This is a genomic window from Pseudomonas sp. RIT-To-2, from assembly GCF_029623465.1.
Taxonomy (GTDB): Bacteria; Pseudomonadota; Gammaproteobacteria; order Pseudomonadales; family Pseudomonadaceae; genus Aquipseudomonas; species Aquipseudomonas silvicola.
On the sequence record NZ_JAPYKM010000001.1, the window covers coordinates 342,590 to 366,705 of the forward strand.

20 protein-coding genes and 1 tRNA gene are annotated in these 24,116 nt (G+C 62.7%); 4 read left to right on the forward strand and 17 right to left on the reverse strand.

All coding sequences use genetic code 11. The annotated features are described in order from the left end of the window. Nucleotides 1-7: 7 nt before the first annotated feature. The 4 genes from QBK88_RS01650 to QBK88_RS01665 form a co-directional block, all read right to left on the reverse strand. Nucleotides 8-1,690: a flavin monoamine oxidase family protein gene (locus tag QBK88_RS01650; RefSeq protein ID WP_268147751.1), complete on the reverse strand. Its 1,683-nt coding sequence runs from the start codon at nucleotides 1,688-1,690 to the stop codon at nucleotides 8-10. A 144-nt stretch (nucleotides 1,691-1,834) separates the two neighbouring features. Further along, complete coding sequence (locus QBK88_RS01655) at nucleotides 1,835-2,296, reverse strand: Lrp/AsnC family transcriptional regulator (protein WP_277960642.1); 462 nt, start codon at nucleotides 2,294-2,296, stop codon at nucleotides 1,835-1,837. A 192-nt stretch (nucleotides 2,297-2,488) separates the two neighbouring features. Continuing rightward, on the reverse strand, nucleotides 2,489-3,217 hold the full coding sequence (locus QBK88_RS01660; protein ID WP_277960643.1) for a CbtA family protein: 729 nt from the start codon (nucleotides 3,215-3,217) through the stop codon (nucleotides 2,489-2,491). A 21-nt stretch (nucleotides 3,218-3,238) separates the two neighbouring features. Further along, entirely contained in the window at nucleotides 3,239-3,451 is a 213-nt protein-coding gene (locus QBK88_RS01665) for a CbtB domain-containing protein (RefSeq protein WP_268147755.1), read from the reverse strand. A gap of 258 nt (nucleotides 3,452-3,709) precedes the next feature. Between QBK88_RS01665 and QBK88_RS01670 the strand changes: the two genes are divergently transcribed. Then, nucleotides 3,710-4,663, forward strand: coding sequence for an NAD-dependent epimerase/dehydratase family protein (locus tag QBK88_RS01670; protein ID WP_277960644.1), 954 nt, complete (start codon nucleotides 3,710-3,712; stop codon nucleotides 4,661-4,663). A 72-nt stretch (nucleotides 4,664-4,735) separates the two neighbouring features. On the opposite strand, the gene QBK88_RS01675 is transcribed toward QBK88_RS01670, so the two are convergent. From QBK88_RS01675 to rpsU, 5 genes are all read right to left on the reverse strand, one after another. Beyond that, nucleotides 4,736-4,812: transfer RNA gene (locus QBK88_RS01675), tRNA-Ile, on the reverse strand. Nucleotides 4,813-4,827: 15 nt separating this feature from the next. After that, complete coding sequence (locus QBK88_RS01680; protein WP_277960645.1) at nucleotides 4,828-8,562, reverse strand: bifunctional diguanylate cyclase/phosphodiesterase; 3,735 nt, start codon at nucleotides 8,560-8,562, stop codon at nucleotides 4,828-4,830. A 150-nt stretch (nucleotides 8,563-8,712) separates the two neighbouring features. Then, a complete protein-coding gene (gene rpoD / locus QBK88_RS01685; RefSeq protein ID WP_268147784.1) occupies nucleotides 8,713-10,560 on the reverse strand; it encodes an RNA polymerase sigma factor RpoD in 1,848 nt (615 codons plus the stop codon). Nucleotides 10,561-10,627: 67 nt separating this feature from the next. Next, the gene (dnaG, locus tag QBK88_RS01690) at nucleotides 10,628-12,610 is read right to left on the reverse strand and encodes a DNA primase (RefSeq protein ID WP_277960646.1); all 1,983 of its coding nucleotides are present in this window, start codon (nucleotides 12,608-12,610) and stop codon (nucleotides 10,628-10,630) included. Between the two features lie 385 nt (nucleotides 12,611-12,995). Next, nucleotides 12,996-13,211: a 30S ribosomal protein S21 gene (gene rpsU / locus QBK88_RS01695; RefSeq protein WP_002551877.1), complete on the reverse strand. Its 216-nt coding sequence runs from the start codon at nucleotides 13,209-13,211 to the stop codon at nucleotides 12,996-12,998. Between the two features lie 201 nt (nucleotides 13,212-13,412). Here rpsU and tsaD point away from each other — a divergent pair, with 201 nt between their 5' ends. Beyond that, nucleotides 13,413-14,438 carry a tRNA (adenosine(37)-N6)-threonylcarbamoyltransferase complex transferase subunit TsaD gene (gene tsaD / locus QBK88_RS01700; protein ID WP_268147789.1) on the forward strand — a complete coding sequence of 342 codons (1,026 nt, stop codon included), beginning with the start codon at nucleotides 13,413-13,415 and terminating at the stop codon, nucleotides 14,436-14,438. Between the two features lie 25 nt (nucleotides 14,439-14,463). Here the strand turns inward: tsaD and plsY are convergent, their stop codons facing one another. Beyond that, nucleotides 14,464-15,033, reverse strand: a complete 570-nt coding sequence (plsY, locus tag QBK88_RS01705) for a glycerol-3-phosphate 1-O-acyltransferase PlsY (protein ID WP_268147791.1) — start codon at nucleotides 15,031-15,033, stop codon at nucleotides 14,464-14,466. A gap of 75 nt (nucleotides 15,034-15,108) precedes the next feature. On the opposite strand from plsY, the gene folB reads away from it, so the two are divergent. Together folB and folK are read left to right on the forward strand one after the other, a co-directional pair. Beyond that, on the forward strand, nucleotides 15,109-15,462 hold the full coding sequence (folB, locus tag QBK88_RS01710) for a dihydroneopterin aldolase (protein WP_277960647.1): 354 nt from the start codon (nucleotides 15,109-15,111) through the stop codon (nucleotides 15,460-15,462). Then, complete coding sequence (gene folK / locus QBK88_RS01715) at nucleotides 15,453-15,962, forward strand: 2-amino-4-hydroxy-6-hydroxymethyldihydropteridine diphosphokinase (RefSeq protein ID WP_268147795.1); 510 nt, start codon at nucleotides 15,453-15,455, stop codon at nucleotides 15,960-15,962. Before folB ends, folK begins: the two co-directional genes overlap by 10 nt. Before the next feature lie 24 nt (nucleotides 15,963-15,986). On the opposite strand, the gene QBK88_RS01720 is transcribed toward folK, so the two are convergent. From QBK88_RS01720 to apaG, 7 genes are all read right to left on the reverse strand, one after another. Then, a complete protein-coding gene (locus tag QBK88_RS01720) occupies nucleotides 15,987-17,078 on the reverse strand; it encodes a multifunctional CCA addition/repair protein (protein ID WP_277960648.1) in 1,092 nt (363 codons plus the stop codon). A 63-nt stretch (nucleotides 17,079-17,141) separates the two neighbouring features. Continuing rightward, complete coding sequence (locus tag QBK88_RS01725; protein WP_268147799.1) at nucleotides 17,142-18,704, reverse strand: SpoVR family protein; 1,563 nt, start codon at nucleotides 18,702-18,704, stop codon at nucleotides 17,142-17,144. Beyond that, on the reverse strand, nucleotides 18,701-19,975 hold the full coding sequence (locus tag QBK88_RS01730) for a YeaH/YhbH family protein (RefSeq protein ID WP_158153222.1): 1,275 nt from the start codon (nucleotides 19,973-19,975) through the stop codon (nucleotides 18,701-18,703). Before QBK88_RS01730 ends, QBK88_RS01725 begins: the two co-directional genes overlap by 4 nt. A 136-nt stretch (nucleotides 19,976-20,111) precedes the next feature. Continuing rightward, nucleotides 20,112-22,034, reverse strand: coding sequence for a PrkA family serine protein kinase (locus tag QBK88_RS01735; RefSeq protein ID WP_268147803.1), 1,923 nt, complete (start codon nucleotides 22,032-22,034; stop codon nucleotides 20,112-20,114). Between the two features lie 280 nt (nucleotides 22,035-22,314). Continuing rightward, nucleotides 22,315-22,644: a thiosulfate sulfurtransferase GlpE gene (glpE, locus tag QBK88_RS01740; RefSeq protein ID WP_277960649.1), complete on the reverse strand. Its 330-nt coding sequence runs from the start codon at nucleotides 22,642-22,644 to the stop codon at nucleotides 22,315-22,317. Between the two features lie 145 nt (nucleotides 22,645-22,789). Further along, nucleotides 22,790-23,638 carry a symmetrical bis(5'-nucleosyl)-tetraphosphatase gene (locus QBK88_RS01745; protein ID WP_277960650.1) on the reverse strand — a complete coding sequence of 283 codons (849 nt, stop codon included), beginning with the start codon at nucleotides 23,636-23,638 and terminating at the stop codon, nucleotides 22,790-22,792. Then, nucleotides 23,638-24,018 (reverse strand): Co2+/Mg2+ efflux protein ApaG, encoded by a 381-nt coding sequence (gene apaG, locus QBK88_RS01750; protein WP_277960651.1) that lies wholly within the window; start codon nucleotides 24,016-24,018, stop codon nucleotides 23,638-23,640. Before apaG ends, QBK88_RS01745 begins: the two co-directional genes overlap by 1 nt. Nucleotides 24,019-24,116 lie beyond the last annotated feature (98 nt).

A 24,116-nucleotide genomic window follows, 5' to 3' on the forward strand; every position in this document is an offset into this window, starting at 1 on the left:
GGGCTCCTTATTCGGCGAGGGCGATGGGGCCGATCTCGTGGAAGACATCCCCAGGCCCTGGATTCTCGGCGTGGCAGCGGCCACCGAAGTGTTTCATGATGCCCCACACTGCATTCAGCGAGGTCTGCACCGCGCCTTCCACCCAGGCGGGCGTCCAGGAAACGTCGTCGCCGGCGATGAAGATGCCGCGCTGGTCATCCGGCATCTCGTGTTGCATGAAGTGTGCGTACATTCGCTGGTTGTAGCGGTAGTGGCCAGGCAGGGCACCCTTGAAGGCCCCCAGGAAGTACGGGTCGGCCTCCCATGACACGGTGATCGGGTCGCCGATGATGTGGCCGGCAATGTCCACGTCCGGGTAGATTTTCTTCAGCGCGTCCAGGGCCAGCTTCACACGCTTCTCCACCGGGTGCGGGAGCATCTTCAAGGCATCGCTCATCCACGAGTAGGACAGGCAGATGACCCCCGGTTTGTCATCGCCGTTGTCGAACAGGTAGGTGCCGCGGGTCAGGCGGTCGGTCAGGGTCATGCTGAGGGTATCGCGGCCGGTCCGGGGGTTCTTGTCCTTCCAGAAGGGCCGGTCGACCATCACGAAGGTCTTGGACGACTGCATGTAGCGGGTACGGTCCAGGGCCATCCACATCTTTTGCGAGAACAGCGACTCCTCGCATTCGATCTGGGTAGTCAGCAGCCAGCTCTGGCAGGTGGCGAGCACCGCGGCGTAATGGCGGGTATCGCCCCAGTTGTCGGTGACAGCGAAGCGGCCGTCGGCGGCGCGGGCAATCTTCTTGACCCCGGAGCGCGGCGCCCCGTGGTGCAGGGAACTGAGGCTGGTGCCGGCCGGCCAGTGGGCGCACTTTGCCGGCACGTGGCGCCAGATGCCTTCAGGCACCTGGCCCACGCCCCCTACCACCAGGTGCTGGTGGTCATCACAGTTGGTCAGCACAACCCGCAGTATTTCCAGCATCGAGTTGGGGAAGTCCGAATCCCAGCCACCGGTACCGAAGCCTACTTGGCCGAACACTTCCCGGTGGTGGAACGAAAGCTTGGCGAACGCCTTGGAGGTGGCGACGAAGTCATAGAAGGTACGGTCATCCCACAGCGGTACCAGGGTGTTCCACAGCGACTTGAGGCGCGGCACGTCACGGTCGCGGATAGCCTGCTGGATCTCCCTGAACTGGGCCCCGGCTTCCAGGGCGTCAGCCCAGGCGTCGGCTACTTCCTGAAACAATGCCGGCAAGTCGCTCAGGGTGCGGGCGTAGTAGGTCTCGCCTTCCAGGTCGATGACCGTGCTGCCCGAGGCAGCCGTCAGCGGGTTGGGGAAAGGGCGAGTTTCCAGGCCGAGCTTGTCCACGTAGTGATAGAACGCCGTGGACGACACCGGGAAGCGCATGCCGCCCAGTTCGGCAACGATGCCGTCGGTGCCTTCGAACGCCTGCGAACGCAAGCGCCCGCCCATCTTCGAGGCTTCATACAAGACCGGCTTGAGCCCCAGCTTCATCAGTTCATACGCCGCCACCAGGCCCGCGATACCCGCACCCACGATGGCGACTTCGGCGCCATGGTTTTCTTCGGGGATCATGCCCAGGCCCGCCGGGTGCTCGATCCAGTCGTCGAAGGCGAAAGGGAAGTCCGGGCCGAAGATGGTAATGGGCTTCTTGCCGTCGGCGGGGTGGCGGTTGTGCTGAGTCATGGCAGGCCTTATGGGCGGCTACTGAGCGGAGCTTTCAGTATAGGAAAGGGGGTGCCAGCCATTTTAGGGAGAGGCGTTGCCGTTATTAAGGCACAGAGTGTCGTCTTAATGACATGTTTCGCTGCATAGTGACGAGGAATGACGTCAAATAGACTGGCCCCGATCCACCTTGCTGCTCAAGATAATGGAGGTGGTGGTTTTCTCCACGCCGTCGACGCTGCCGATCTGGTCCAGCAACTGGTCCAGTTGTTCCGGCGACTCGGTGCGCAGCCAGGCCACATAGTCGAACTCGCCGCTGACCGCGCACAACTGCTGCACCTGGCCCATGGCACTGAGGCGGCGCACCACTTCCTTGCCCGAACGCGGCTGCACGGTGATGCCTACATAGGCCTGCAGGCCGCCGTCGGCCAGGCGCTGGCCCAGGCGCACGCCATAGCCGGTGATGACTTTGGCTTTTTCCAGGCGCGCCAGGCGCGAGGTCACGGTAGTGCGGGCGATGCCCAACTGGCGGGCGAGCACGGCCACGCTTTCACGGGCATTGATCTGCAAGGCGGCAATGAGCTGGCGGTCGATTTCATCCAGGGGCAGGGTGCGGGTGTCAGTCACGGGTTGGCTCGCGCGTGGGCAGGTTGATCGGGTAGCGCGTACTGCGGCCTGCCCCCGGCAGCCGGTACAGGTCGTGCGCGATTAAGGCAGCTAATCGACCCACTGTCCAGGGGCCGGGCATGTTGTCAGTAGGTGTCATCGCGCGGACAAAAAAAACCGCGCCTGGGCGCGGTCTTTTGGCGAACGGTTGGCTCAGGTACGCGCCAGGCGCGGCGCCGGGTTCAACAGGCGCTCTGCCAGCGGCCCGAAGATCAGGCCGATGCTGGTCCACAGCACCACCTGAATACCCAGGGACGAGGTGCGGAATTTCCACAGCACGTCAGCCGAGAAGTGCTCCGGAACCTCGTTGATCACGGGGAACAGCGAGCCGGCCACGGCCATGATCACCAGGTAAAGCGCCACGCCAGCGATGGCGCCGGCCCACGGGCCGCGGTTGGCGGCGAGCTTGCGCGCGGCGTTGACGGCGATCACCGCGGCGACCACCGAGACCAGCAGCATCAGGAAATACACCTGAGTACGCAGGCCAATGGTGTCCGGGTTGCCCACGGAAGGCGGGTTTGCCGGGTATTTGAGTTCCGGTACCAGGATCAGCACCATGAACGCAGCCAGGGCCAGCAGGGCCGACAAGCCGCGTGGGCCAACCTTGCCAATGCGGCCCAGGGAGTAGGCGAACACCAGGGCGAAAATGCCACCCAGGGAAACGCTGTACACCACCACGCCTGTCAGCAGGCCGAAGGTGCTTTGCACCTCGCGGCTGACCAGCTCGGGTTCTTCGGCATCGCCGTGCATGTGCGACATGCTTGCTTCGAAGGCAATGGCGCGGTCAACCTGTGGCTCACCGAAAACCTTGGCGAAGCCAAAAGCCAGGATGCCGGCGATCAGACCCACAAGCATGCCCCTGACGAGTAAACGACCAGTCATGTGAAACACCTCAGGGAGCGATCAGTGGCAGGGGAAGCCCAGCAGGTGGCGACCATCGTGCACGAACTCGTGAACGTACATGCCCTTGAACAGCGCGGTAGCGCCTTGCTCGGCGCCGACGAAGTAGATCGCCAGCATCAGCAACAGGCCGCCAAAGATCGCCCAGGGCAGAATTTCACCCAGGGGAATGGTCGGGATCGAGATGTCGGTTTGTGAAGTAGTGCTATAGGCCATGATTACCTCTGGGATTACGCGTCCCGGTTGCGGTGGGCAGGTCGAAGAAAGGTCTGGCTTACGGCTGGGAGCCGACTACAGTGGCGCGACCGCGTCGGTTTTGGACCGACTTCTTTCATCGAAACATATTGATACAGCCGGCACAGTGTAACCGTTTGGTCGGAGAACGTCGTGACAATTGCCCGGCGACCCTGAGCATTGTTCAAAGCATGGCTATGCTGCTCGCATACTCCGCACCCAGCGAGGCTCTGGAACGCCATGAATGTACTTGTCACCGGAGCCACCGGCTTCCTCGGCCAGGCGGTCTGCGAAGCCTTGGCCGCCCGGCCTGATACCCATGTGCGCGGTAGCAGCCGCGCCTCGACGAGCCGTCAGGGCGCCATACCCCTGGTCGCCGTGGGCGACATCTCGGCCGATACCCACTGGTCCGCCGCCTTGCAGGGCATCGACGTGGTGGTGCACGTGGCCGCGCGCCTCAACCTGCAGTCCGACAGCAGCCCGGATCCGCTGGCCGAATACCGCCGCACCAATCTGCAAGGCACCCTGGCCTTGGCACAGCAGGCCCTCGCAGCGGGCGTGCGGCGCTTCATCTTCATCAGCTCGGTGGGGGTCAACGGCTCGTTCACCACCGGCACCCCCTTCGATGAATCCTCGGTACCGGTCCCCGATGGTGACTATGCCCAATCCAAATTCGAGGCCGAAGAGGGCTTGCGGGCGCTGGTGCAGGGCACGGCGATGGACCTGGTGATCATTCGTCCACCGCTGATCTACGCCGCCCACGCCCGGCGCAACTTCCCGCGCTTGCTCAAGCTGGTGGCCTCCGGCGCGCCGCTGCCGTTCGCCAGCCTGGACAACCGCCGCAGCATGGTCGCGCTGGAGAACCTGGCGGACTTCATCGTGCTCTGCACTCACCACCCGGCGGCGGGCAACCAGCTGTTCCTGATCTCCGACGGCGAAGACGCCTCCACCGCGCAGATGGTTCGCTACCTGGCCGCCAGCATGGGCCGCCCGGCACGCCTGGTGCCGGTGCCCGACGGCCTGATGCGCTGGGGCGCGAAGCTGGTGGGCAAGCAGAACATGTACACCACCTTGTGTGCGTCATTGCAGGTGGATTCGGGCAAGGCCCGGCGGGTGCTGGGGTGGGTGCCGCCGTTGACGCTGGAGCAGGCGTTGACCCGGACGGGGCAGGCGTTCAGGCAGGGGCGGCCATAGCGTTTTTGATGCCCCCGCCACCGGGAGTTTCAGAAACGCAAAAGCCGCGCTTTCGCACGGCTTTTTCATAGGTGGTGGGCCCAGCAGGACTCGAACCTGCGACCAAGGGATTATGAGTCCCCTGCTCTAACCAACTGAGCTATAGGCCCCCAGTAGGTCGCGGATTATAACGACGGATTCCCGCCAGTGCTATCCGAAAAGTCGGAAACACGCATACGAAGAAACGCCGCGGCGAATTCTTCGGGTCGCAGGGGCTGGCTGAAGATGAAACCCTGTACTTGTTCGCAGCCTTCTTTTGCGAGGAATTGCTGCTGTGCCGGGTTCTCTACGCCTTCGGCGATGACCGTCAGCTGCATGCTGCGGCCCAGGGCGATGATGGCTCGCACGATGGCGGCGTCGTGGGGGTCGGCGGGCAGGCCGCGCACGAATGACTGGTCGATCTTGAGGATGTCCAGCGGCAGGCGCTTGAGGTAGCTGAGCGAGGAATAGCCGGTGCCGAAGTCGTCGATGGCCAGTTGCACGCCCAGTGCCTTGAGCTGGTGCAGCACGGCCAGCGCTTCCTCTGCCTGGCTCATGATGAAGTTTTCGGTAATTTCCAGTTGCAGGTAGCCTGGGTCCAGGCGGCAGTCACCCAGCAGTTGCTCGATACGCTTGAGCAGGTTGGGTTGGCGCAACTGGGCCCCGGCCAGGTTGACCGACAGGGGACCGAAGGCGTGGTACAGGCCCTGCCAGGTTTCCATCTGGCGGCACGCCTGCTCCAGCACCCAGTCACCCAATTGCAGGATGCTGCCGTTTTCCTCCGCCAAGGGAATGAAGCGTTCGGGCGGTACGTCGCCGAAGGTGGGGTGGGCCCAGCGGACCAGCGCCTCGGCGCCTACCAGCGTCTGGTCCAGCAGACTGAACTTGGGCTGGTAGGCCAGGCTCAGTTCGCCCCGCTCGATGGCGCGGCGCAGTTCGTATTCCAGGGCCACGCGCTCACTGGCCTGGGCGGTGAGGTCGCGCGTGTAGGACTCCACGCGGTTGCGCCCTTTGGCCTTTGAACGGTACATGGCGGCGTCGGCATTCTTGATCAGGGTGGCGACGTCGGTGCCGTCCTGGGGGTACAGGCTGGTGCCGATGCTGGCGCTGGTGAAGAACTCGTGCTCACCGGCCTGGAAGGGCGCGCTGAAGCAGGCCAGGAGCTTGTTGGCGATGTGTTCGGCATCGCTGGCCTGCTGCAGGCCCGGCAGCAGAATGATGAACTCGTCGCCCCCCAGGCGGGCCACGGTGTCGATGTCGCGCACTTGTTCCTTGAGGCGCTGGGCGATGCCGGTCAGCAGCAGGTCGCCCACCGGGTGGCCCAAGCTGTCGTTGATGTGCTTGAAACGGTCCAGGTCCAGGAACAGCACCGCGCCCTGGCCGTTGTCGTCTCGCTGGCGGTTGAGTGACGCCTGCAGGCGGCTTTCGAACAGGGTACGGTTGGGCAGGCCGGTAAGCGGGTCGTGGTGGGCCTGGTAGTCCAGGCGCGCCTGGGCGTGCTTGAGGCTGGAGATGTCAGCGAACACGGCAACGAAATGAGTCAGCGCGGCGTCGGTGTTGCGCACGGCGCTGATGGTCAGCCAGCAGGGATACAGTTCGCCATTCTTGCGGCGGTTGTGGATCTCGCCTTGCCAATGGCCTTCTGCGGTCAACTGGTGCCACATGGCCGCATAGAATGCGCTGTCGTGCTGCCCCGAGGCCAGCAGGGTAGGGGTGCTGCCCACGGCCTCCGCCTCGCTGTAACCGGTGATCTCGCTGAACGCGCGGTTGACCGCGGTAATGCGCTGGCGAGTATCGGTGATCAGCACGCCTTCGGCGGTACTTTCAAACACCGTGGCGGCCAGTTGCAGCTTCTCCTGCATCATATGGCGCTCGGTGATGTCCCGGGCGATGGTCAGCAGGCAGGCGTCGCCGGCGATGGGCAAGGGGCTGGTGGACACCTCGCAAAGGCGGATGGCGCCGTCGCAGCGGCGAATAAGGCAGCGGAAATCACGAACGAAGCCATCGCGTGCAAGCATGCCCAGCAGGCGCTTGCGCTCGTTGAGGTCAACCCACAGCCCCAGGTCCAGGGTGGAGTGATCGATGGACACGCCACTGGGGTACCCACTGATGCGGCTGAAGCCTTCATTCACCTCCAGCAGCATGCCGTCGCGCATGCGGGTGAGCAGCATGCCGTCGGGCGAGGCATGGAAGGCCTTGGCGAATTTTTCCTCGCTGGTCTGCAAGCGCTGCTGAGTTTCCTTTAGCTCGCTGATGTCACGCACTACCACGACCAGCGCCGGGGTGGTGTCCAGCTCGAACCGCCCGGCCGAGATCAGGCCGGTGAAGGTCTGGCCGTTGTGGCGGCGCAGGGGCATTTCGAGGTTGCGGATACTGCCGGTCTGCAGGCGCAGCTGTAGCTCGGCGCCTACGTCCGGGGTGGTGAAAATGGTCAACTGGCTGGCAGTTCGGCCGACCACGTCGGTGGCGTACAGGCCGGTCTGTTCCTCGAAGGCCTTGTTCACCTCCAGCAGGCAGCCGTCACTGAGGCGGGCAATGATCAGCATGTCCGGGAACTGGCGGAAGACAGACGCGAACTTCTGCTCCGACAGGCGCAGGGCTTCTTCGGTACGTTTTATTTCGCTGATGTCGATCATCAGGCCGCGCATGACCGGCACATGGCCTTGGCGGATCAGGCTGACGATATCCCGCACCCAGATCACCCGCTGGTCCGCAGTCACCACTCGGTAGTCCACCACATGGTCGCGCCCGGCAAGGGTTTCCGCGGTACAGAATGCGTCTGCGCAGGCGGCGTCGGCAGGGTGCAGGATGCTGCGCCAGAACCCGCGCTTCAGCCAATGGGCCAGGGGGTAGCCCAGCAGGGCTTCGGCATGGGGGGAAACGTAGCTGTAGGAGAAGTCGGTGGGGGAGGCTTCCCAGGCAATGGCCGACAGGCTTTCCACCAGGCCCCGGTAATGGTATTCGCTGCTGCGCAGTTCCTGCTCCAGGGCTATGCGCCGCGATATTTCGGAACTGAGCCGCCGGTTGATGCGGATCACACTGGCCAATATCACCAGCACCAGCAGCAGTACCGGCAGCGCGTAGAGCAGGTAGTCGTACCACAGCGTGCGTTGGTCGATGATTTTCCCGACCCAACGCTCCTGAATCTGTTCTACCTGCCGGGGATCGAGGTCGGCGATGACCTTGTCGAGGATATCGGCCAGGACCCTTTCACCAGCAGGCACGCCCATCGCCAACTGGTAACGGTAGGGGGTGTCACCACTGACATAGAGGCCTTTGAGCTTGAGCTGGCGCAGGCTCCAGACGCTTGAGGCCAGGTCGCCGACCACGGCGTCCGCCTGCCCCGTGGCCAAGGCCTCGAGTGCGGAATTGATGTTGGGCAGCGCCTCCAGGTTGAGGTCGGGGTGGTGGGTGCGGAGCAGTTCGTGGGGTGCGTAATTTTCCACCACGGCGACCTTCAGGCCATACAGGTCTTTGAGGTTGCGCGGCTGGGGGCCGTCCTTGCGCGCGAGGATAACGATGGGGAAGTCCAGGTAGGGGCGGGTAAACGCCATGTAGGCCTGGCGCTCGGGCGTCGACATGACGCCAGGCAACAGGTCCACCTGGCCTTTGCGTGCCTGTTGCAGGGTTTCGGTCCAGCTGACGGGTTCCACCGGCTTCAGCGTCACGCCCAGGCGCTTCTGCACCAGGTTGACATAATCGGCCGCCAGGCCCTGGTATAAGCCGCTGGGGTCGCGAAACTCGAAGGGCGGCCACGAGGCATCCACACCCAGGCGCAGTTCGGGGTGACTGCGAAGCCATGCCTGTTCTTCGTCTGACAAGGGCAGCGCAACCGCCATGGCTGCCCGGCACATCAGGAACAGCAAGAGCAGCACGCGCATGTGGGCCTCGATTTCATTCCCTGGAATGAAACGAGTGTAGACGGCGGTGGAAGGGGTGCGCAGCGCAGGCGGCGATGAGGTGCATCACCTGGGGAAAACGGACGCGGGGAGCAGAAAGCAAAACCCCCGGCAGGGCCGGGGGTTCTGGTATCACTCGTCGAGGAACGAACGCAGATGTTCGCTTCGCGTCGGGTGGCGCAGCTTGCGCAGCGCCTTGGCTTCGATCTGACGAATCCGCTCACGGGTTACATCGAACTGCTTGCCGACCTCTTCCAGCGTGTGGTCGGTATTCATGTCGATGCCGAAACGCATGCGCAGCACTTTGGCTTCGCGTGCGGTCAGGCCGCCGAGGACTTCACGGGTGGCTTCCTTCAGACTTTCCACGGTCGCCACGTCGATCGGCGATTGCATGGTGGAGTCTTCGATGAAATCGCCCAGATGCGAGTCTTCGTCGTCACCGATCGGCGTTTCCATGGAGATCGGCTCTTTGGCGATCTTCAGTACCTTGCGGATCTTGTCCTCAGGCATTTCCATGCGCTCGCCCAGCTCTTCCGGGGTCGGTTCGCGACCCATTTCCTGCAGCATCTGCCGGGAAATGCGGTTGAGCTTGTTGATCGTCTCGATCATGTGCACCGGAATACGGATGGTGCGCGCCTGGTCGGCGATCGAGCGGGTAATGGCCTGACGGATCCACCAGGTGGCGTACGTCGAGAACTTGTACCCGCGACGGTATTCGAACTTGTCCACCGCCTTCATCAGGCCGATGTTGCCTTCCTGGATCAGGTCGAGGAACTGCAGGCCGCGGTTGGTGTACTTCTTGGCGATCGAGATCACCAGACGCAGGTTGGCCTCTACCATCTCTTTCTTCGCGCGGCGGGCCTTGGCCTCGCCGATCGACATGCGACGGTTGATGTCCTTGATTTCAAGGATGGTCAGCCCGGTCTCGGCTTCGAGGTCGACCAGCTTCTGCTGGCAACGCACGATGTCGGCGTTCAGGCGGCCCAGGGCTTCAGCCCACTTGGTGCTGCGCTTGGCCAGGTCACCAGCCCAGGTCATGTCGACTTCGTTGCTCGGGAACAGGCGCAGGAAGTCGGCACGTGGCATGCGGGCATCACGTACGCACAGCTGCATGATGGCACGCTCTTGCTGACGCAGACGGTCCAGGGCACCCCGTACTGTCTCGACCAGTACTTCGAACTGCTTGGGCACCAGCTTGATCGGCATGAACAGCTCGGCCAGGGCCTGCATCTCGGCAATGCCTTGCTTGCTGTCGCGACCGTGCTTCTTCAGCGCCTTGAGCGTGATGTCCAGCTGTTCGGAGACTGCACCGAAACGCTGGGCCGCGACGACCGGGTCCGGACCGCTTTCGGCCTCTTCCTCGTCGTCACCGCCGTCGCTTTCCTCGTCTTCATCCTCGGACTCGGCCTTGGCCGGTGCCTTGGTGTCGATCGGCGGCGGCACTTCGGCCGGCGGCGCGATGCCGTCGTCCGGGTCGATGTAACCGCTCAGAACGTCGGACAGGCGGCCACCTTCGCTGGTGACGCGATCGTATTCGCCGAGGATGTGGCTGACCGTGCCAGGGAAGTGCGCGATAGCGCCCATCACTTCACGGATGCCTTCCTCGATGCGTTTGGCGATTTCGATTTCGCCTTCACGGGTCAACAGCTCGACCGTGCCCATTTCGCGCATGTACATGCGCACTGGGTCGGTGGTGCGACCAATGTCGGTTTCCACGGCCGCCAACGCTGCGGCAGCTTCTTCGGCCGCCGCTTCGTCGGTATCGGCTTCGGCCAACAAAAGGGCATCCGCATCCGGAGCACTCTCGAATACGTTGATCCCCATGTCGTTGATCATGCGGATGATGTCTTCCACCTGCTCCGGATCTGAAATATCCTCTGGCAGGTGGTCGTTGACCTCCGCGTAAGTCAGGTAGCCCTGCTCACGACCGCGGGTGATCAACTCTTTGATGCGAGACTGCTGTTGCGCTTTTCCGGACATAACACCCTATCCACTGAAGGTCTTGGCGGGCAAAAAACAAGCCGAGGATTATACCCGAGCTAGGACCTCACGCGCCAGTTGAGGTCGGGGTTTGTGCGTGAACATTGCGAGTTAACAGCTGGAGAAGCTGATTTTTCTCCTCGTCGCTCAATTCACCTTGCCTGGCTTTGAGAAGCAGACGTTCCAGGCTCCGTTCGCGTTGGCGAGCGGTCAAGCTAGTTATGGTGTCGAAAAACTGCTGTTCAAGGTTATCGGCCTCGATCAGCCATTCTTTCTCCGCCAGCACGCGCAGCAGGCGACCCTGTTCGGTGCCATGCCAGCGCGCGATCAACTGTAAAGAGCGTAGCTTAGGATTCTTCTGCAAGGCTTCGAGCAGGGCCACCAGCAGCTGCGAGTACAGGTGCTCTTCGTCGGCAAAATGGCTGGTGCTTTCTACCTTCCCCGCCAGTTGCGGGTGGTGCAGCAGGGTGCGCAGGGCGCTGAGGGTCGGTGGTTCCACCGATGTCGGCACCCGCGGCGGCACCCGTGGCTCGAAATTGCGCCCGCCCTTGCCCTTCCAGTCCTTGTTGCCATCCCATTTCTTCTTGCCGCCGCCCTTGTTGGGCGTCCACGCCTGCTGCTGCGGCTGGAATTCCTGGGGGGCATGTTGCTGGTGAAAATCACTGTAGTCGGGCGTGAAATCGGGCACCGAGTCGTAATCGAAACCGGGGTCGTAACTGGGTTGCGGCTGCGCGGGGGCAGGCGTGCTGCTGGCCAGTTGCTGCACTGCTTCGCCGCTGAGGCCGGTGATCTCGCTGAGGCGGTTGCGCATCAGAATGCGCAGGTTCGCCCCGGGCACCTTGTCGATCAGCGGTGCTGCCAAGGTGGCCATGTGGGCCTTGCCTTCCAGCGACCGTGGGTCGGCTTCTTCCGTCAGTTGCTGGAAGAAGTAATCGGCCAGCGGTTGGGCATGCTGGTTGATCCGGGCCTTGAAGGCGTCGGTGCCTTCGGCGCGCACCAGGGTGTCCGGGTCTTCGCCTTCGGGCAGGAACAGGAAGCGCGCCTTGCGGCCGTCCTGCAGGTTGGGCAGCGTCGCTTCCAGGGCGCGCCAGGCAGCGTTGCGGCCGGCCTGGTCGCCGTCAAAGCAGAACAGCACGCTGGGCACCACGCGGAACAGGCGCTTGAGGTGTTCCTCGCTGGTGGCTGTGCCAAGGGTCGCCACGGCATTGCGCAGGCCTTGCTGCGCCAGGGCAATGACGTCCATGTAGCCTTCGACCACGATGATCTCGTCGAGGTTGCGGTTGTGCTTGCGCGCCTCGAACAGGCCGTACAGCTCCTGGCCCTTGTGGAATACCGGTGTTTCCGGGGAGTTCAGGTATTTGGGCTTGTCGTCGCCCAGTACCCGGCCGCCAAAGGCGATCACCCGCCCGCGGCTGTCGCGGATGGGGAACATCACCCGGTCGCGGAAGCGGTCGTAGCGTTTGCCGGACTCGGCGTTCTCGATCAGCAGCCCGGCGTCGATCATCACCTTCTGTTGCAGGCTGTCGCTGGCCAGGTGCTTGTACAGGTTGTCCCAGCCTGGCGGGGCGAAGCCCAGGCCGAAATCGCGGGCAATCTCCCCCGACAGGCCGCGGCCCTTGAGGTATTCAACCGCGGCGCGGCGCGAGGGGTGGCTCTTGAGCGCCTGGCGGTAGAATTCGGCGGCGGCAGTCAGCAGTGGGTACAGCGGCGAGTCGGTGGGCTGGCGCGGCTTGTGCCCGCGCCCGCCGTCCTCGCGCGGCACTTCCATGCCGGCCGCCTTGGCCAGTTCTTCGACGGCCTGGGGGAAGTCCAGGTTGTCGTGGTCCATGATGAAGCCAAGGGCGTTACCCCCGGCGCCGCAGCCGAAGCAGTAGTAGAACTGCTTGTCGGGGCTGACGGTGAAAGAGGGGGTCTTCTCCTTGTGGAACGGGCAGCAGGCGGAGTAGTTCTTGCCCGCCTTCTTCATTTGCACGCGCGAAGTCACCACATCGACGATGTCGGTGCGGTTCAGAAGGTCGTCAATGAAGCTCTGGGGAATCAGCCCGGCCATGGCTCTCTCATCATCAGGCTAGAAAGCTGCTGTGCAGTGTAACTGGGTGCAGAGGGTGCTGTTGCCCTTTGCCGTCCTGTTTGTTTGTCGGAAACGGCGTCGCTTCCGATCAGCCGGGGCTGGTATCGAAGCGGGACGTTGAAACAGGAAAAAAGGGGGTGTGCTCGTCTGCAGCCCGTGAAGGCTCGTCAGTTCTGACGTGCACTCTGGCGATGAGGCCAGCTCTGACGTTTCAGGCAGGTTTGCTTCGGTGCACAAGGCAGCCTCGGCATCCGTTCGGGCAGTACCTGAACGGGGTGTTGCAACAACGGCTCTTGCAACAGCAACAACTGCCGGCAGCCCGGCTGTGGGCCGGGCGAGGCAGAAGCTTGCGACGCAGTCTGTATTAGTACAGACGGACGGCGCGGCGCTGTTCGCGCTGAACTTTCTTGGCGTGACGCTTAACAGCAGCAGCTGCTTTGCGCTTACGCTCGGAAGTCGGCTTCTCGTAAAATTCGCGGCTACGAACTTCAGCCAGTACACCGGCTTTTTCGCAGGAGCGCTTGAAACGACGCAGAGCTACGTCGAAGGGTTCGTTCTCTTTAACTTTGACGGCTGGCATCTAGAGCTACCTTCATTCATTACCGGGATCGACGTGCCAATGGCAAAAACATGCGCTGAAGTACGTCGGTTTTTAAGGGTTGCGGATGTTAACCCTTAGCAGCCCGGAATGCAAAGCCTCTGATCGAAAACCGCTGGCCGGGGCACTGAGTGGCGACTATCATGCGCGCCTTCGAATTCAGCCTCAACAAGGCCATGACCCATGTTAGTACTGGGATTGGAAACATCCTGCGACGAAACCGGCGTCGCCCTTTATGACAGCGAACGCGGCCTGCTGGCCGAGGCGCTGTTCAGCCAGATCGACCTGCACCGCGTCTACGGCGGCGTGGTACCGGAGCTGGCGTCGCGCGACCACGTCAAGCGCATGCTGCCCCTGATCCGTCAGGTGCTGGCCGAAGCCGACTGCGTGGCCACCGAGATCGACGCCATCGCCTATACCGCCGGCCCCGGGCTTGTGGGCGCGCTGCTGGTGGGCGCTTCATGCGCCCAGGCGCTGGCCTTTGCCTGGGGTATCCCGGCGCTGGGCGTGCACCACATGGAGGGCCATCTTCTGGCACCCATGCTGGAAGAACAACCCCCCGAGTTTCCGTTCGTCGCCTTGTTGGTGTCCGGCGGCCACACCCAGTTGGTACGGGTGGATGGCATCGGCCAATACGAGCTGCTGGGCGAGACACTGGACGACGCGGCGGGTGAAGCTTTCGACAAGACCGCGAAGATGATCGGCCTCAACTACCCCGGTGGTCCCGAGATCGCGCGCCTGGCCGCCCAGGGTGTGCCGGGGCGCTTCACCTTCCCGCGGCCGATGACCGATCGCCCAGGGCTGACCTTCAGCTTCAGCGGTCTGAAAACCTCAGCCCTGAACACCTGGCAGCAGTGCCAGGCAGCCGGGGACGACACCGACCAGACTCGTTGCGACATCTCCCTGGCCTTCCAGCAGGCCGTGGTGGACACTCTGACCATCAAGTGCCGTCGTGCCCTCAAGCAGACCGGCCTCAAGCGCCTGGTGATCGCCGGGGGTGTGAGTGCCAACAAGGCCCTGCGCGAATCGCTGGACAGCATGCTGGGCGAGTTCAAGGGCAAGGTGTTCTATGCTCGCCCGCAGTTCTGCACCGACAACGGCGCGATGATCGCCTACGCCGGCTGCCAGCGCCTGCTGGCCGGCCAGCATGAGGACCTGGCGATTACCGTGCAGGCCCGCTGGCCTATGGAGCAGCTGCCAGCGCTGTAACCTGGGCGCGGTTCATGGGCGGCGTTCAGAAATGCCGTTCGCGCCCGGCGAACAGGTCGCGTAGATTGCCGCGGTGGCGCCAGACGATGAGCAAGGTCAGCACGCTCATCGGCAACAGCGCCTGGGGTTCCTGCCATGCGAGCAAGGGCAGGGTCAGGGGCGTGGCGATCAGTGAGGCCAGGGAACTGGTACGGGTGAGCCAGAAGGTCAGGGCCCATACCGCCACGGCCAGCAGCGCGGCAGGCGGGTACAGCGCCAGTATCATGCCGGCGGCGGTGGCCACGCCCTTGCCACCCTGGAAGTGGAAATACACCGGGAACATGTGGCCGATGACGGCGCACAGGCCCACCCAGGCCTGGTCCTGCAGGTCCAGGCCGGCCAGGCGTGCCACCAGCACCGGCAGCAGGCCCTTGCACAGGTCGCCCAGCAGGGTGAGGATGGCGAGCTTGCGGCCGGCCAGGCGCAGCATGTTGGTGGCGCCGGCGTTGCCGGAACCGCTCATGCGCGGGTCGGGGTTGCCGGTCACGCGGCTAAGCACAATGGCGAAGGACAGCGAGCCGAGCAGGTAGGCGAGAATCGCCAGTAACCAAAACATGCTAACTATTCCGGGCGAGGACGCCCCTGATTCTAACGGCGCATTGCGCCCTTGTCGTGCTGCGGAGAGAAGTGCTTGGACAGAGTGTTTATCGAGGGCCTGGAAGTGGATACCGTGATCGGTGCCTATGACTGGGAGCGGGGCATCCGCCAGTGCCTGCGTCTTGACCTGAGTTTTGCCTGGGACAACCGCCCGGCAGCCCAGGGTGATGACCTGAGCCTGGCGCTGGACTACGCCAGCGTCTCCACACGCATTCAGGCCTTTGCCGAGGCCAGTCAGTTCCAGTTGGTCGAGACCTTCGCCGAGCGCCTGGCGCAGGTGTTGATGAGCGAGTTCAACATTCCCTGGCTGCACCTGAAATTGACCAAGCCCGGTGCCGTCGCGGCTGCCAGGGGCGTTGGCGTGGAGATCGAGCGCGGATGTCGCTGACGCGGATTTACCTGGGCCTGGGCAGTAACATCGACCGGGAAGCCCATTTGTGCGCGGGGCTCGATGCCCTGGCCGGGTTTCTGAGCGACATGCACTGTTCGGCGGTGTTCGAAAGCCAGCCGGTGGGCATCAAGAGCGGGCCGTTCTTCAACCTGGTGGTCAGTGCGCTGACCGACTTGCCGTTGACCGAACTGGACCGGCGACTGAAGTTCATCGAGGCCGACAATGGCCGCTATGCGCCCGAGCGCAAAGGCTTGCCGCTGGACATCGACGTGCTGATGTACGGCGAGCTGGCAGGCAATTTCGACGGCCTGGTGCTGCCACGGGCGGAGATTCTGAAGAATGCCTTCGTGCTGTGGCCCCTGGCGCTGATCGCGCCCGACGTGGTGCACCCTGGCGTGGGCAAGCCCCTGGCCGAGGTGTGGGCGCAGGCGCAGATCGACCAGGTGTTGGCGCCGGTGCCGTTCCAGTGGCGCGACCAGCAACTCACGCGGATTTGACCCGGGCCCACAGGGCGGGGCGTGTCAGGCCTTTGCTTTGAAGGCCTGCAAGGCCTTCAAGCGTTCGGCCTTCAGGGCTTCACCCAACTGCTGGCCAGTGAAGCCCGCCTCCACCAGCGGTTTTACCGCCACCCCGCGCGCGGCATCCGCGGCGCCGCGCAGGTAGTCCCCCTGTGGATAACCCTGCTCGCCCGCGTCCATGGCACAGGCCATGATGAACTCCTCGAAGCGCTGAGGCCGACGATACACGTCAAAACTCTGCAGCAACTCCAGCAGCCGCTCAGGTGCCAGTTCGAGCGCGCCGTGGCCGTCACCTTGATGCTGCCCCACCAGCATCGCCAGCTCCTGGCAGTCACGCGGCACTTTGAAGCGCTCGTTGATGGCCTTGCCCAGGCCCTGCACCAGGCAGGCCCAGCGCACGGTCAGCGGTAGCCGGCGGCAGGCAGCCTGCCGCAGCGCGGCAAGACGGCGTTCGCCGCCTGCGTCGACCTCGGGCATGAGGACCTTGAGCGCCCCGCAATCACGCAGTACCTCAATGAAAACCTGGGGCTGGTCTTCCATCAGTGCGCGGGAAATTTCCTTCCAGCTGCGCTCCGGCGTCAACGCCTGCAGCTCACCTGACTCGCTCAATTCGCGCATCAGCGCAAGCGTCTCTGGCGCCACCTGGAAGCCCAGGCCCGCGTAACGCGCGGCGAAACGTGCCACTCGCAACACCCGCAGGGGATCTTCGGCGAACGCCGGCGATACGTGGCGCAACAGGCGGGCTTGCAGGTCAGCCTGGCCGTGGTGGGGGTCCACCACGTTACCGTCATCGTCCTCGGCCATGGCGTTGATGGTCAGGTCGCGGCGAATCAGGTCCTGTTCCAGCGTAACGTCCGGGCTGGCATGGAAAACGAAGCCGCCATAGCCGCGGCCACTCTTGCGCTCGGTACGCGCCAGGGCATATTCCTCGCCGGTGCGAGGGTGCAGGAACACTGGAAAATCCGCGCCTACGGGGCGGTAGCCCAACGCGTGCATCTGCTCGGTGGTGGCGCCGACCACCACCCAGTCGATGTCGGTGACGGCCTGGCCGAGAAGACGGTCGCGAACGGCACCGCCGACTTTGAAAATCTGCATGAAAAAAGCCTCCTGGGGCCGCACAGGATAACCTGTATGGCCCAGGGAGGCTCGGTGCCTTGGCTAGAGGTGAACAACAGCGAGGTCAAGGCGCCCGTAGTCACCTTCGCTGTGTTCCGTCTTTGGGGGGACGTGGTGAGTCTTCATGATCTGGTCGCCCTGCAGGGTCTCCAGGTGGATATCGAAGCCCCACAGCCGGTGCAGGTGCTTGAGCACCTCGTCGGTGGACTCGCCCAGGGGTTTGCGGTCGTGCTGCTGGTGGCGCAGGGTCAGCGAGCGGTCGCCGCGGCGGTCGATGCTCCAGATCTGCACGTTGGGTTCACGGTTGCCCAGGTTGTACTGGGCTGCCAGGGTTTCACGGATGACGCGGTAGCCGCCTTCGTCGTGGATGGCCGGTACCAGGAGGTCATCGCGCTGGTCGTCGTCCATGATGCTGAACAGCTTCAGGTCACGAATGACCTTGGGTGAGAGGTACTGCAGGATAAAGCTTTCGTCCTTGAAGCTGGTCATGGCGAACTTGATGGTAGAAAGCCAATCGCTGCCGGCAATTTCGGGGAACCAGCGGCGATCCTCTTCAGTTGGCTCTTCGCACATGCGCCGAATGTCGCGGTACATGGCAAAGCCCAGGGCGTAGGGGTTGATACCGTTGTAGTAGGGGCTGTCGAAGCCCGGCTGGAACACCACGCTGGTGTGCGACTGCAGGAACTCCATCATGAAGCCGTCGGTGACCAGGCCCTCGTCGTACAGGTCGTTCATCAAAGTGTAGTGCCAGAACGTGGCCCACCCTTCGTTCATGACCTGGGTCTGGCGTTGCGGGTAGAAGTACTGGGCGATCTTGCGCACGATGCGCACGATTTCACGCTGCCAGGGCTCCAGCAGCGGGGCGTGCTTCTCGATGAAGTAGAGAATGTTCTCCTGGGGTTCGGCCGGAAAGCGTGCGTTGTCGCGTTCGCTGTTCTTGTCGGCGCTCTTGGGGATGGTGCGCCACAGGTCGTTGATCTGCTTCTGCATGTGCTCTTCGCGGTCCTTCTGCCGCCGCCGTTCCTCTTCGGCGGAGATGGGGTAGGGGCGCTTGTAGCGGTCTACGCCGTAGTTCATCAGCGCGTGGCAGGAGTCCAGCAGGTCTTCCACGGCGTCGATGCCATGGCGCTCCTCGCACTGCATGATGTACTGCTTGGCGAACACCAGGTAGTCGATGATGGAACTGGCGTCGGTCCAGGTACGGAACAGGTAGTTGCCCTTGAAGAAGCTGTTGTGCCCGTAGCAGGCGTGGGCCACGACCAGGGCCTGCATGCAGATGGTGTTTTCTTCCATCAAGTAGGCGATGCAGGGGTCGGAGTTGATCACGATCTCGTACGCCAGGCCCATCTGGCCCCGGGTGTAGGATTTTTCAGTGCTCAGGAAGTGCTTGCCGTACGACCAGTGATGGTAGCCCAGGGGCATGCCCACCGAGGCATAGGCGTCCATCATCTGTTCGGCGGTGATCACTTCTATCTGGTTGGGGTAGGTATCCAGCGCGTAACGCTCGGCAATCCGGCTGATTTCCCGGTCGTAGGCCTGGATCAGTTCGAAGGTCCACTCGGAGCCCGTGGACAAGGGTTGGCGTTTTTGCTCTCTAGCGGTCATGTCACTAACCTGCGCTGGAAGAGTTCACGGAAGACCGGGTAGATATCCCCGGCCGACACCAGCTGCTGCTGGGCGAACGTGTCGGCGAAGGCTTCGCCAATGCGCTCGTACTCGAACCACAATGCCTGATGTTCGCGCGGAGTGATCTCCACATAGGTGTAGTACTGGACGAACGGCATGATCTGCTTGGTCAGGATCTCGCGGCAGATGGGTGAGTCGTCGTTCCAGTTGTCACCGTCCGAAGCCTGGGCGGCGTAAATGTTCCATTCGTTCGTGGGGTAGCGCTCGGCCATGATCTCCTGCATCAGCTTCAGGGCGCTGGAGACAATGGTGCCGCCGGTTTCGCGGGAGTAGAAGAATTCCTCTTCGTCCACCTCGCGGGCACTGGTGTGGTGGCGGATGAACACCACTTCGATCTTGTCGTAATTGCGCTTGAGGAACAGGTACAGCAGGATGAAGAAGCGCTTGGCGATGTCCTTGGTGGCCTGGGTCATGGACCCGGACACGTCCATCAGGCAGAACATCACCGCCTTGGAACTGGGATTGGGGTGCTTGACCAGCAGGTTGTATTTCAGGTCGAACGTATCGAGGAACGGCACCCGGTGAATCCGCGCGCTGAGACGTTCGATTTCCGTCTCCATTTCCTGAATATCACCGAAGTTGTCCGGCTCTTCGCGGCGCAGGCGCTCAAGTTCTGCCTTGGCCTCCTTGAGCTTGGCGCGGCTGCTGCCCGACAGGGCGATGCGCCGCGCATGGGCTGAGCGCAGGGTACGAATGATGTTGATGCGCGAGGGGTTGCCTTCGTTGCTGATGCCGGCGCGCACGGTCTTGAAGGTGTCCGTGCCGCTGAGGTTGCGCTTGACCAGGTTGGGCAGTTCAAGGTCTTCGAACATGAACTCCAGGAATTCCTCCTGGGTGATCTGGAACACGAACTCGTCCATGCCCTCGCCGGAATTGCCCGCCTTGCCAGGCCCCTTGCCACCGCCACCGCCCCCTTGCGGCCGGGCGATGTGCTCGCCAGCGGTAAACTCCTTGTTGCCGGGGTGCACGACGGTCTGTTTGCCACCGCGGCCATGGTGCAGCACCGGTTCGTCGATGTCGCGGCCGGGGATGCTGATCTGTTCGCCATGTTCCATGTCGGTGATGGAGCGACGGCTGACCGCCTCTTCCACCGCCTTCTTGATATGGTCACGGTAACGCCGCAGGAAGCGCTGGCGGTTTACCGTGCTCTTGTTCTTGCCATTCAGGCGTCGGTCGATCACGTAGCTCATAGGCCCTCCGGGCAGCTGCAAGCCTTAAGCTGCAAGCCGCAAGTCAAAAGCCGTGCGCTGCAAGGCGGGCGGCCGGCGCAGTCGCAACGACCTGCGCCAACAGCTTGCCGCTTGCAGCTCACAGCTTACCGCTGCTTCACTGCGACTTTCTGACCCGCAGGTACCACTCGGAGAGCAGCCGTACCTGTTTGTCGGTGTACCCGCGTTCGACCATTCGAGTAACGAAGTCGTTGTGTTTCTGCTGGTCCTCTTTGCTGGCCTTGGCGTTGAAGCTGATGACGGGAAGCAGGTCCTCGGTGTTGGAGAACATTTTCTTCTCGATGACCACCCGCAGCTTCTCGTAGCTGAGCCAGGTGGGGTTCTTGCCGTTGTTGTTGGCCCGGGCGCGCAGCACGAAGTTGACGATCTCGTTGCGGAAATCCTTCGGGTTGCTGATGCCGGCCGGCTTCTCGATTTTCTCCAGTTCTTCGTTGAGGGCCACGCGGTTGAGGATTTCGCCGGTTTCCGGGTCGCGGTATTCCTGGTCCTGAATCCAGAAGTCGGCGTACAGCACGTAGCGGTCGAAGATGTTCTGGCCGTACTCGCTGTAGGACTCCAGGTACGCGGTCTGGATTTCCTTGCCGATGAACTCGATGTAGCGCGGCGCCAGGTATTCCTTCAGGTAGCGCAGGTAGCGCTCGCGCACCTCGGCGGGGAATTGCTCCTGTTCGATCTGCTGTTCCAGTACATACAGCAGGTGCACCGGGTTGGCAGCGATTTCGTGCGGGTCGAAGTTGAACACCTTGGACAGGATCTTGAAGGCGAAGCGGGTCGACAGGCCATTCATGCCTTCGTCCACGCCGGCGCTGTCGCGGTATTCCTGGATCGATTTCGCCTTGGGGTCGGTGTCCTTGAGGTTCTCGCCGTCGTATACGCGCATCTTGGAGTAGATGTTGGAGTTTTCCGGTTCCTTGAGGCGTGACAGCACCGTGAACTGGGCCAGCATCTTGAGGGTGTCGGGGGCGCAATGGGCCTTGGACAGAGAACTGTTGAACAGCAGTTTGTCGTAGATCTTGATCTCGTCGCTGACGCGCAGGCAGTACGGCACCTTGACGATGTAGATCCGGTCGATGAACGCCTCGTTGTTCTTGTTGTTGCGGAAGCTGTGCCATTCCGATTCGTTGGAGTGGGCCAGCAGGATGCCGGAGTAGGGGATGGCCCCCAGGCCTTCGGTACTGTTGTAGTTGCCTTCCTGGGTAGCGGTGAGCAACGGGTGCAGGACCTTGATCGGCGCCTTGAACATCTCGACGAATTCCATCAGGCCCTGGTTGGCCCGGCACAGCGCGCCCGAGTAGCTATAGGCATCGGCGTCGTTCTGTGGGTATTCCTCGAGCTTGCGGATGTCGACTTTACCCACCAGGGCAGAGATGTCCTGGTTGTTCTCGTCGCCTGGCTCGGTCTTGGCCACGGCGATCTGGTTGAGGATGGACGGGTACAGCTTGACCACGCGGAACTGGCTGATGTCGCCGCCGAACTCGGCAAGGCGCTTGGTCGCCCAGGGCGACATGATAGTGCTGAGGTAACGGCGCGGGATGCCGAAATCCTCTTCCAGGATGGCACCGTCTTCCGTGGCATTGAACAGCCCCAGGGGCGATTCGAACACGGGCGAACCCTTGATGGCGTAGAACGGCACCTTTTCGATCAGTTGCTTGAGTTTTTCGGCAAGGGACGACTTACCGCCGCCCACCGGGCCCAGCAGGTAGAGGATCTGTTTCTTCTCTTCCAGACCCTGCGCAGCATGGCGGAAATAGGACACGATCTGGTCGATGCACTCCTCCATGCCGTGGAAGTCTTCGAAGGCCGGATAACGGCGGATCACCTTGTTGGAGAAGATCCGTGACAACCGTGAATTGGTCGACGTGTCGAGCAATTCCGGCTCCCCGATTGCCATCAGAATGCGTTCGGCGGCAGAAGCGTAGGCACTGCGATCCTTTTTGCAGAGCTCCAGATACTCCTGCAGCGAGAGTTCTTCCTGACGAGTGGACTCGAAACGCTGTTGGAAGTGGCTAAAAATACTCATGACGTCACCTCGCTCGATACGTGGAGCCGACGTCGGATCAATCAGTTGATGCTGGCAGCCGCCGAAACAATCGGCCGCTGTATACCCCCCAGAACACCTCAAAGTCGCTACCGATGACCCGCGCGTCGGTGTACCGGCTCTCCCCTGTTTTGGATGGCCTGATCCTAAGGATAGTTGGGAATCTCAGACTTCAAGGTGCAATGAGCGATATGTTATGGGCAGACCGTTCGTCAGCCCGCGCCAACCCCCGTGGGGCGGGGGCTTGGCGCCAGAAAAAAAATTATTCGGCGCTGCCTTGGGTGGTTTGCAGAGGGTAGGTGGTTTTCCACAGCTCGAAACCGCCGTCCAGGCTGTAGACGTCCGAGAAGCCCTGGCTGATGAGGTAGGCGGCGGCGCTCTGGCTGGAGTTGCCGTGGTAGCACACCACCACCGTGGGCTTGTCGAGGTCGGCGCCGCGGATGAAATCCTGCACCGAGTGGTTGTCCAGGTGCTGGGCGTTGGGGATATGGCTGGCGGCGAACGTCTGCGCGTCGCGCACGTCGACCAGGGCGGCGCCGTTGGCCAGCAGTTCATGGGCCGTTTGTGGCGGGATGCGTTTGAATTCGGTCATGACGGTGCTCCTGAAGAGAATGGACGGTCTGCATTGGCCCTGTAGCCGCGACGCTTCCCGTTATGGGCCGAGCTTCGCCCGGCCCCACAGGAGCTCGTACACCACAGGAGGTGGCGCGGCCTGGTGATGTTCCGATTCTACCGCGTCAGGGTTGAGCTATCGAGCCACGGATGTGGCCATGCTCGTCGCAGTCGCAACCAAACCTCTGGCCAGTGTCGACGTTCATCAGGGTCATGGACCCGCCCCACACGCAGCCGGTATCCAGCGCCGATACCCATGGCGCGTTGCAACGCCCTTCCAGCGCTGCCCAGTGGCCGAAGATGATCTTCACGTCCCGGGTCTTGCGCCCCGGGTAGCTGAACCACGGTGCATAGCCTGGCGGCGCGGAGTCGGCGCCTTCCTTGCCTTTGAGCTCCAGCTTGCCCTGGGCGGTGCAGAAGCGCATGCGGGTGAAGTAGTTGGTGATCACCCGCAAGCGGTCGATGCCGGTCAGCTCGTTGCTCCACTTCGCCGGCTCATTGCCGTACATGCCGTCCAGGAACGGCTTGAACAGGTTGTCGTCGCGCAAGGCCTGCTCCACTTCCGCAGCGCAGCGCAGCGCCTTCTTCAGCGACCACTGGGGCGGAATGCCGGCATGCACCAGAGCCATGTTGCGCTGTTCGTCGTAGTGCATCAGCTTTTGCTGGCGAAGCCAGTCGAGTAGCTGGGGCGCATCCGGTGCGTCGAGGATCTCGCGCAGGGTGTCGCTTTTCTTCAGCCGTTCCACATTGCAACCAGCCGCCACCAGGTGCAGGTCATGGTTGCCCAGCACGCACACCAGCGAATCGCGCATGCGATAAAGAAAGCGAAGGGTTTCCAGTGATTCAGGGCCGCGGTTGACCAGGTCGCCCACCAGCCACAGGCGATCGTGTTCCGGGTTGAATTGAACGCGCTCCAGCAGGCACTTGAGTGGTTGCAGGCAGCCTTGCAGGTCTCCGACCGCGTATACCGCCATCAGTGCAGGGCCCCGGGCACGGCCAGGCGGAAGGGCGCAATGACGGCGTCAAAATGTTTGCCGTCCTCGGCCACCATCTGGTAACTGCCCTGCATGGTGCCCACCTGGGAGGTCATCACCGTACCGCTGCTGTAGGTGTGGCTTTCTCCCGCGTCGATCAACGGTTGCTGGCCGACCACGCCAGCGCCGCGGACTTCCTCCACCTTGCCGTCACCGTCAGTGATGACCCAGTGCCTGGAGACCAGCTTGGCAGGCAGCTGCCCACTGTTGTGTACCGTGACCGTATAGGCGAACGCGAACCGCTGGTGTTCGGGTTGGGATTGTTCGGCGAGAAAGCGGGTGACGACGCTGACGTCGATCTGATAGCGGGGATCGGACATGCGAGGGGCCTTATTGCAAAAACGAAGGGGCAATCGTGGTGCCGGTTTCTGCAGTTTAGGCCATCGTGCGCCAGGACAGTAGTCAAGGCGCGCGATGA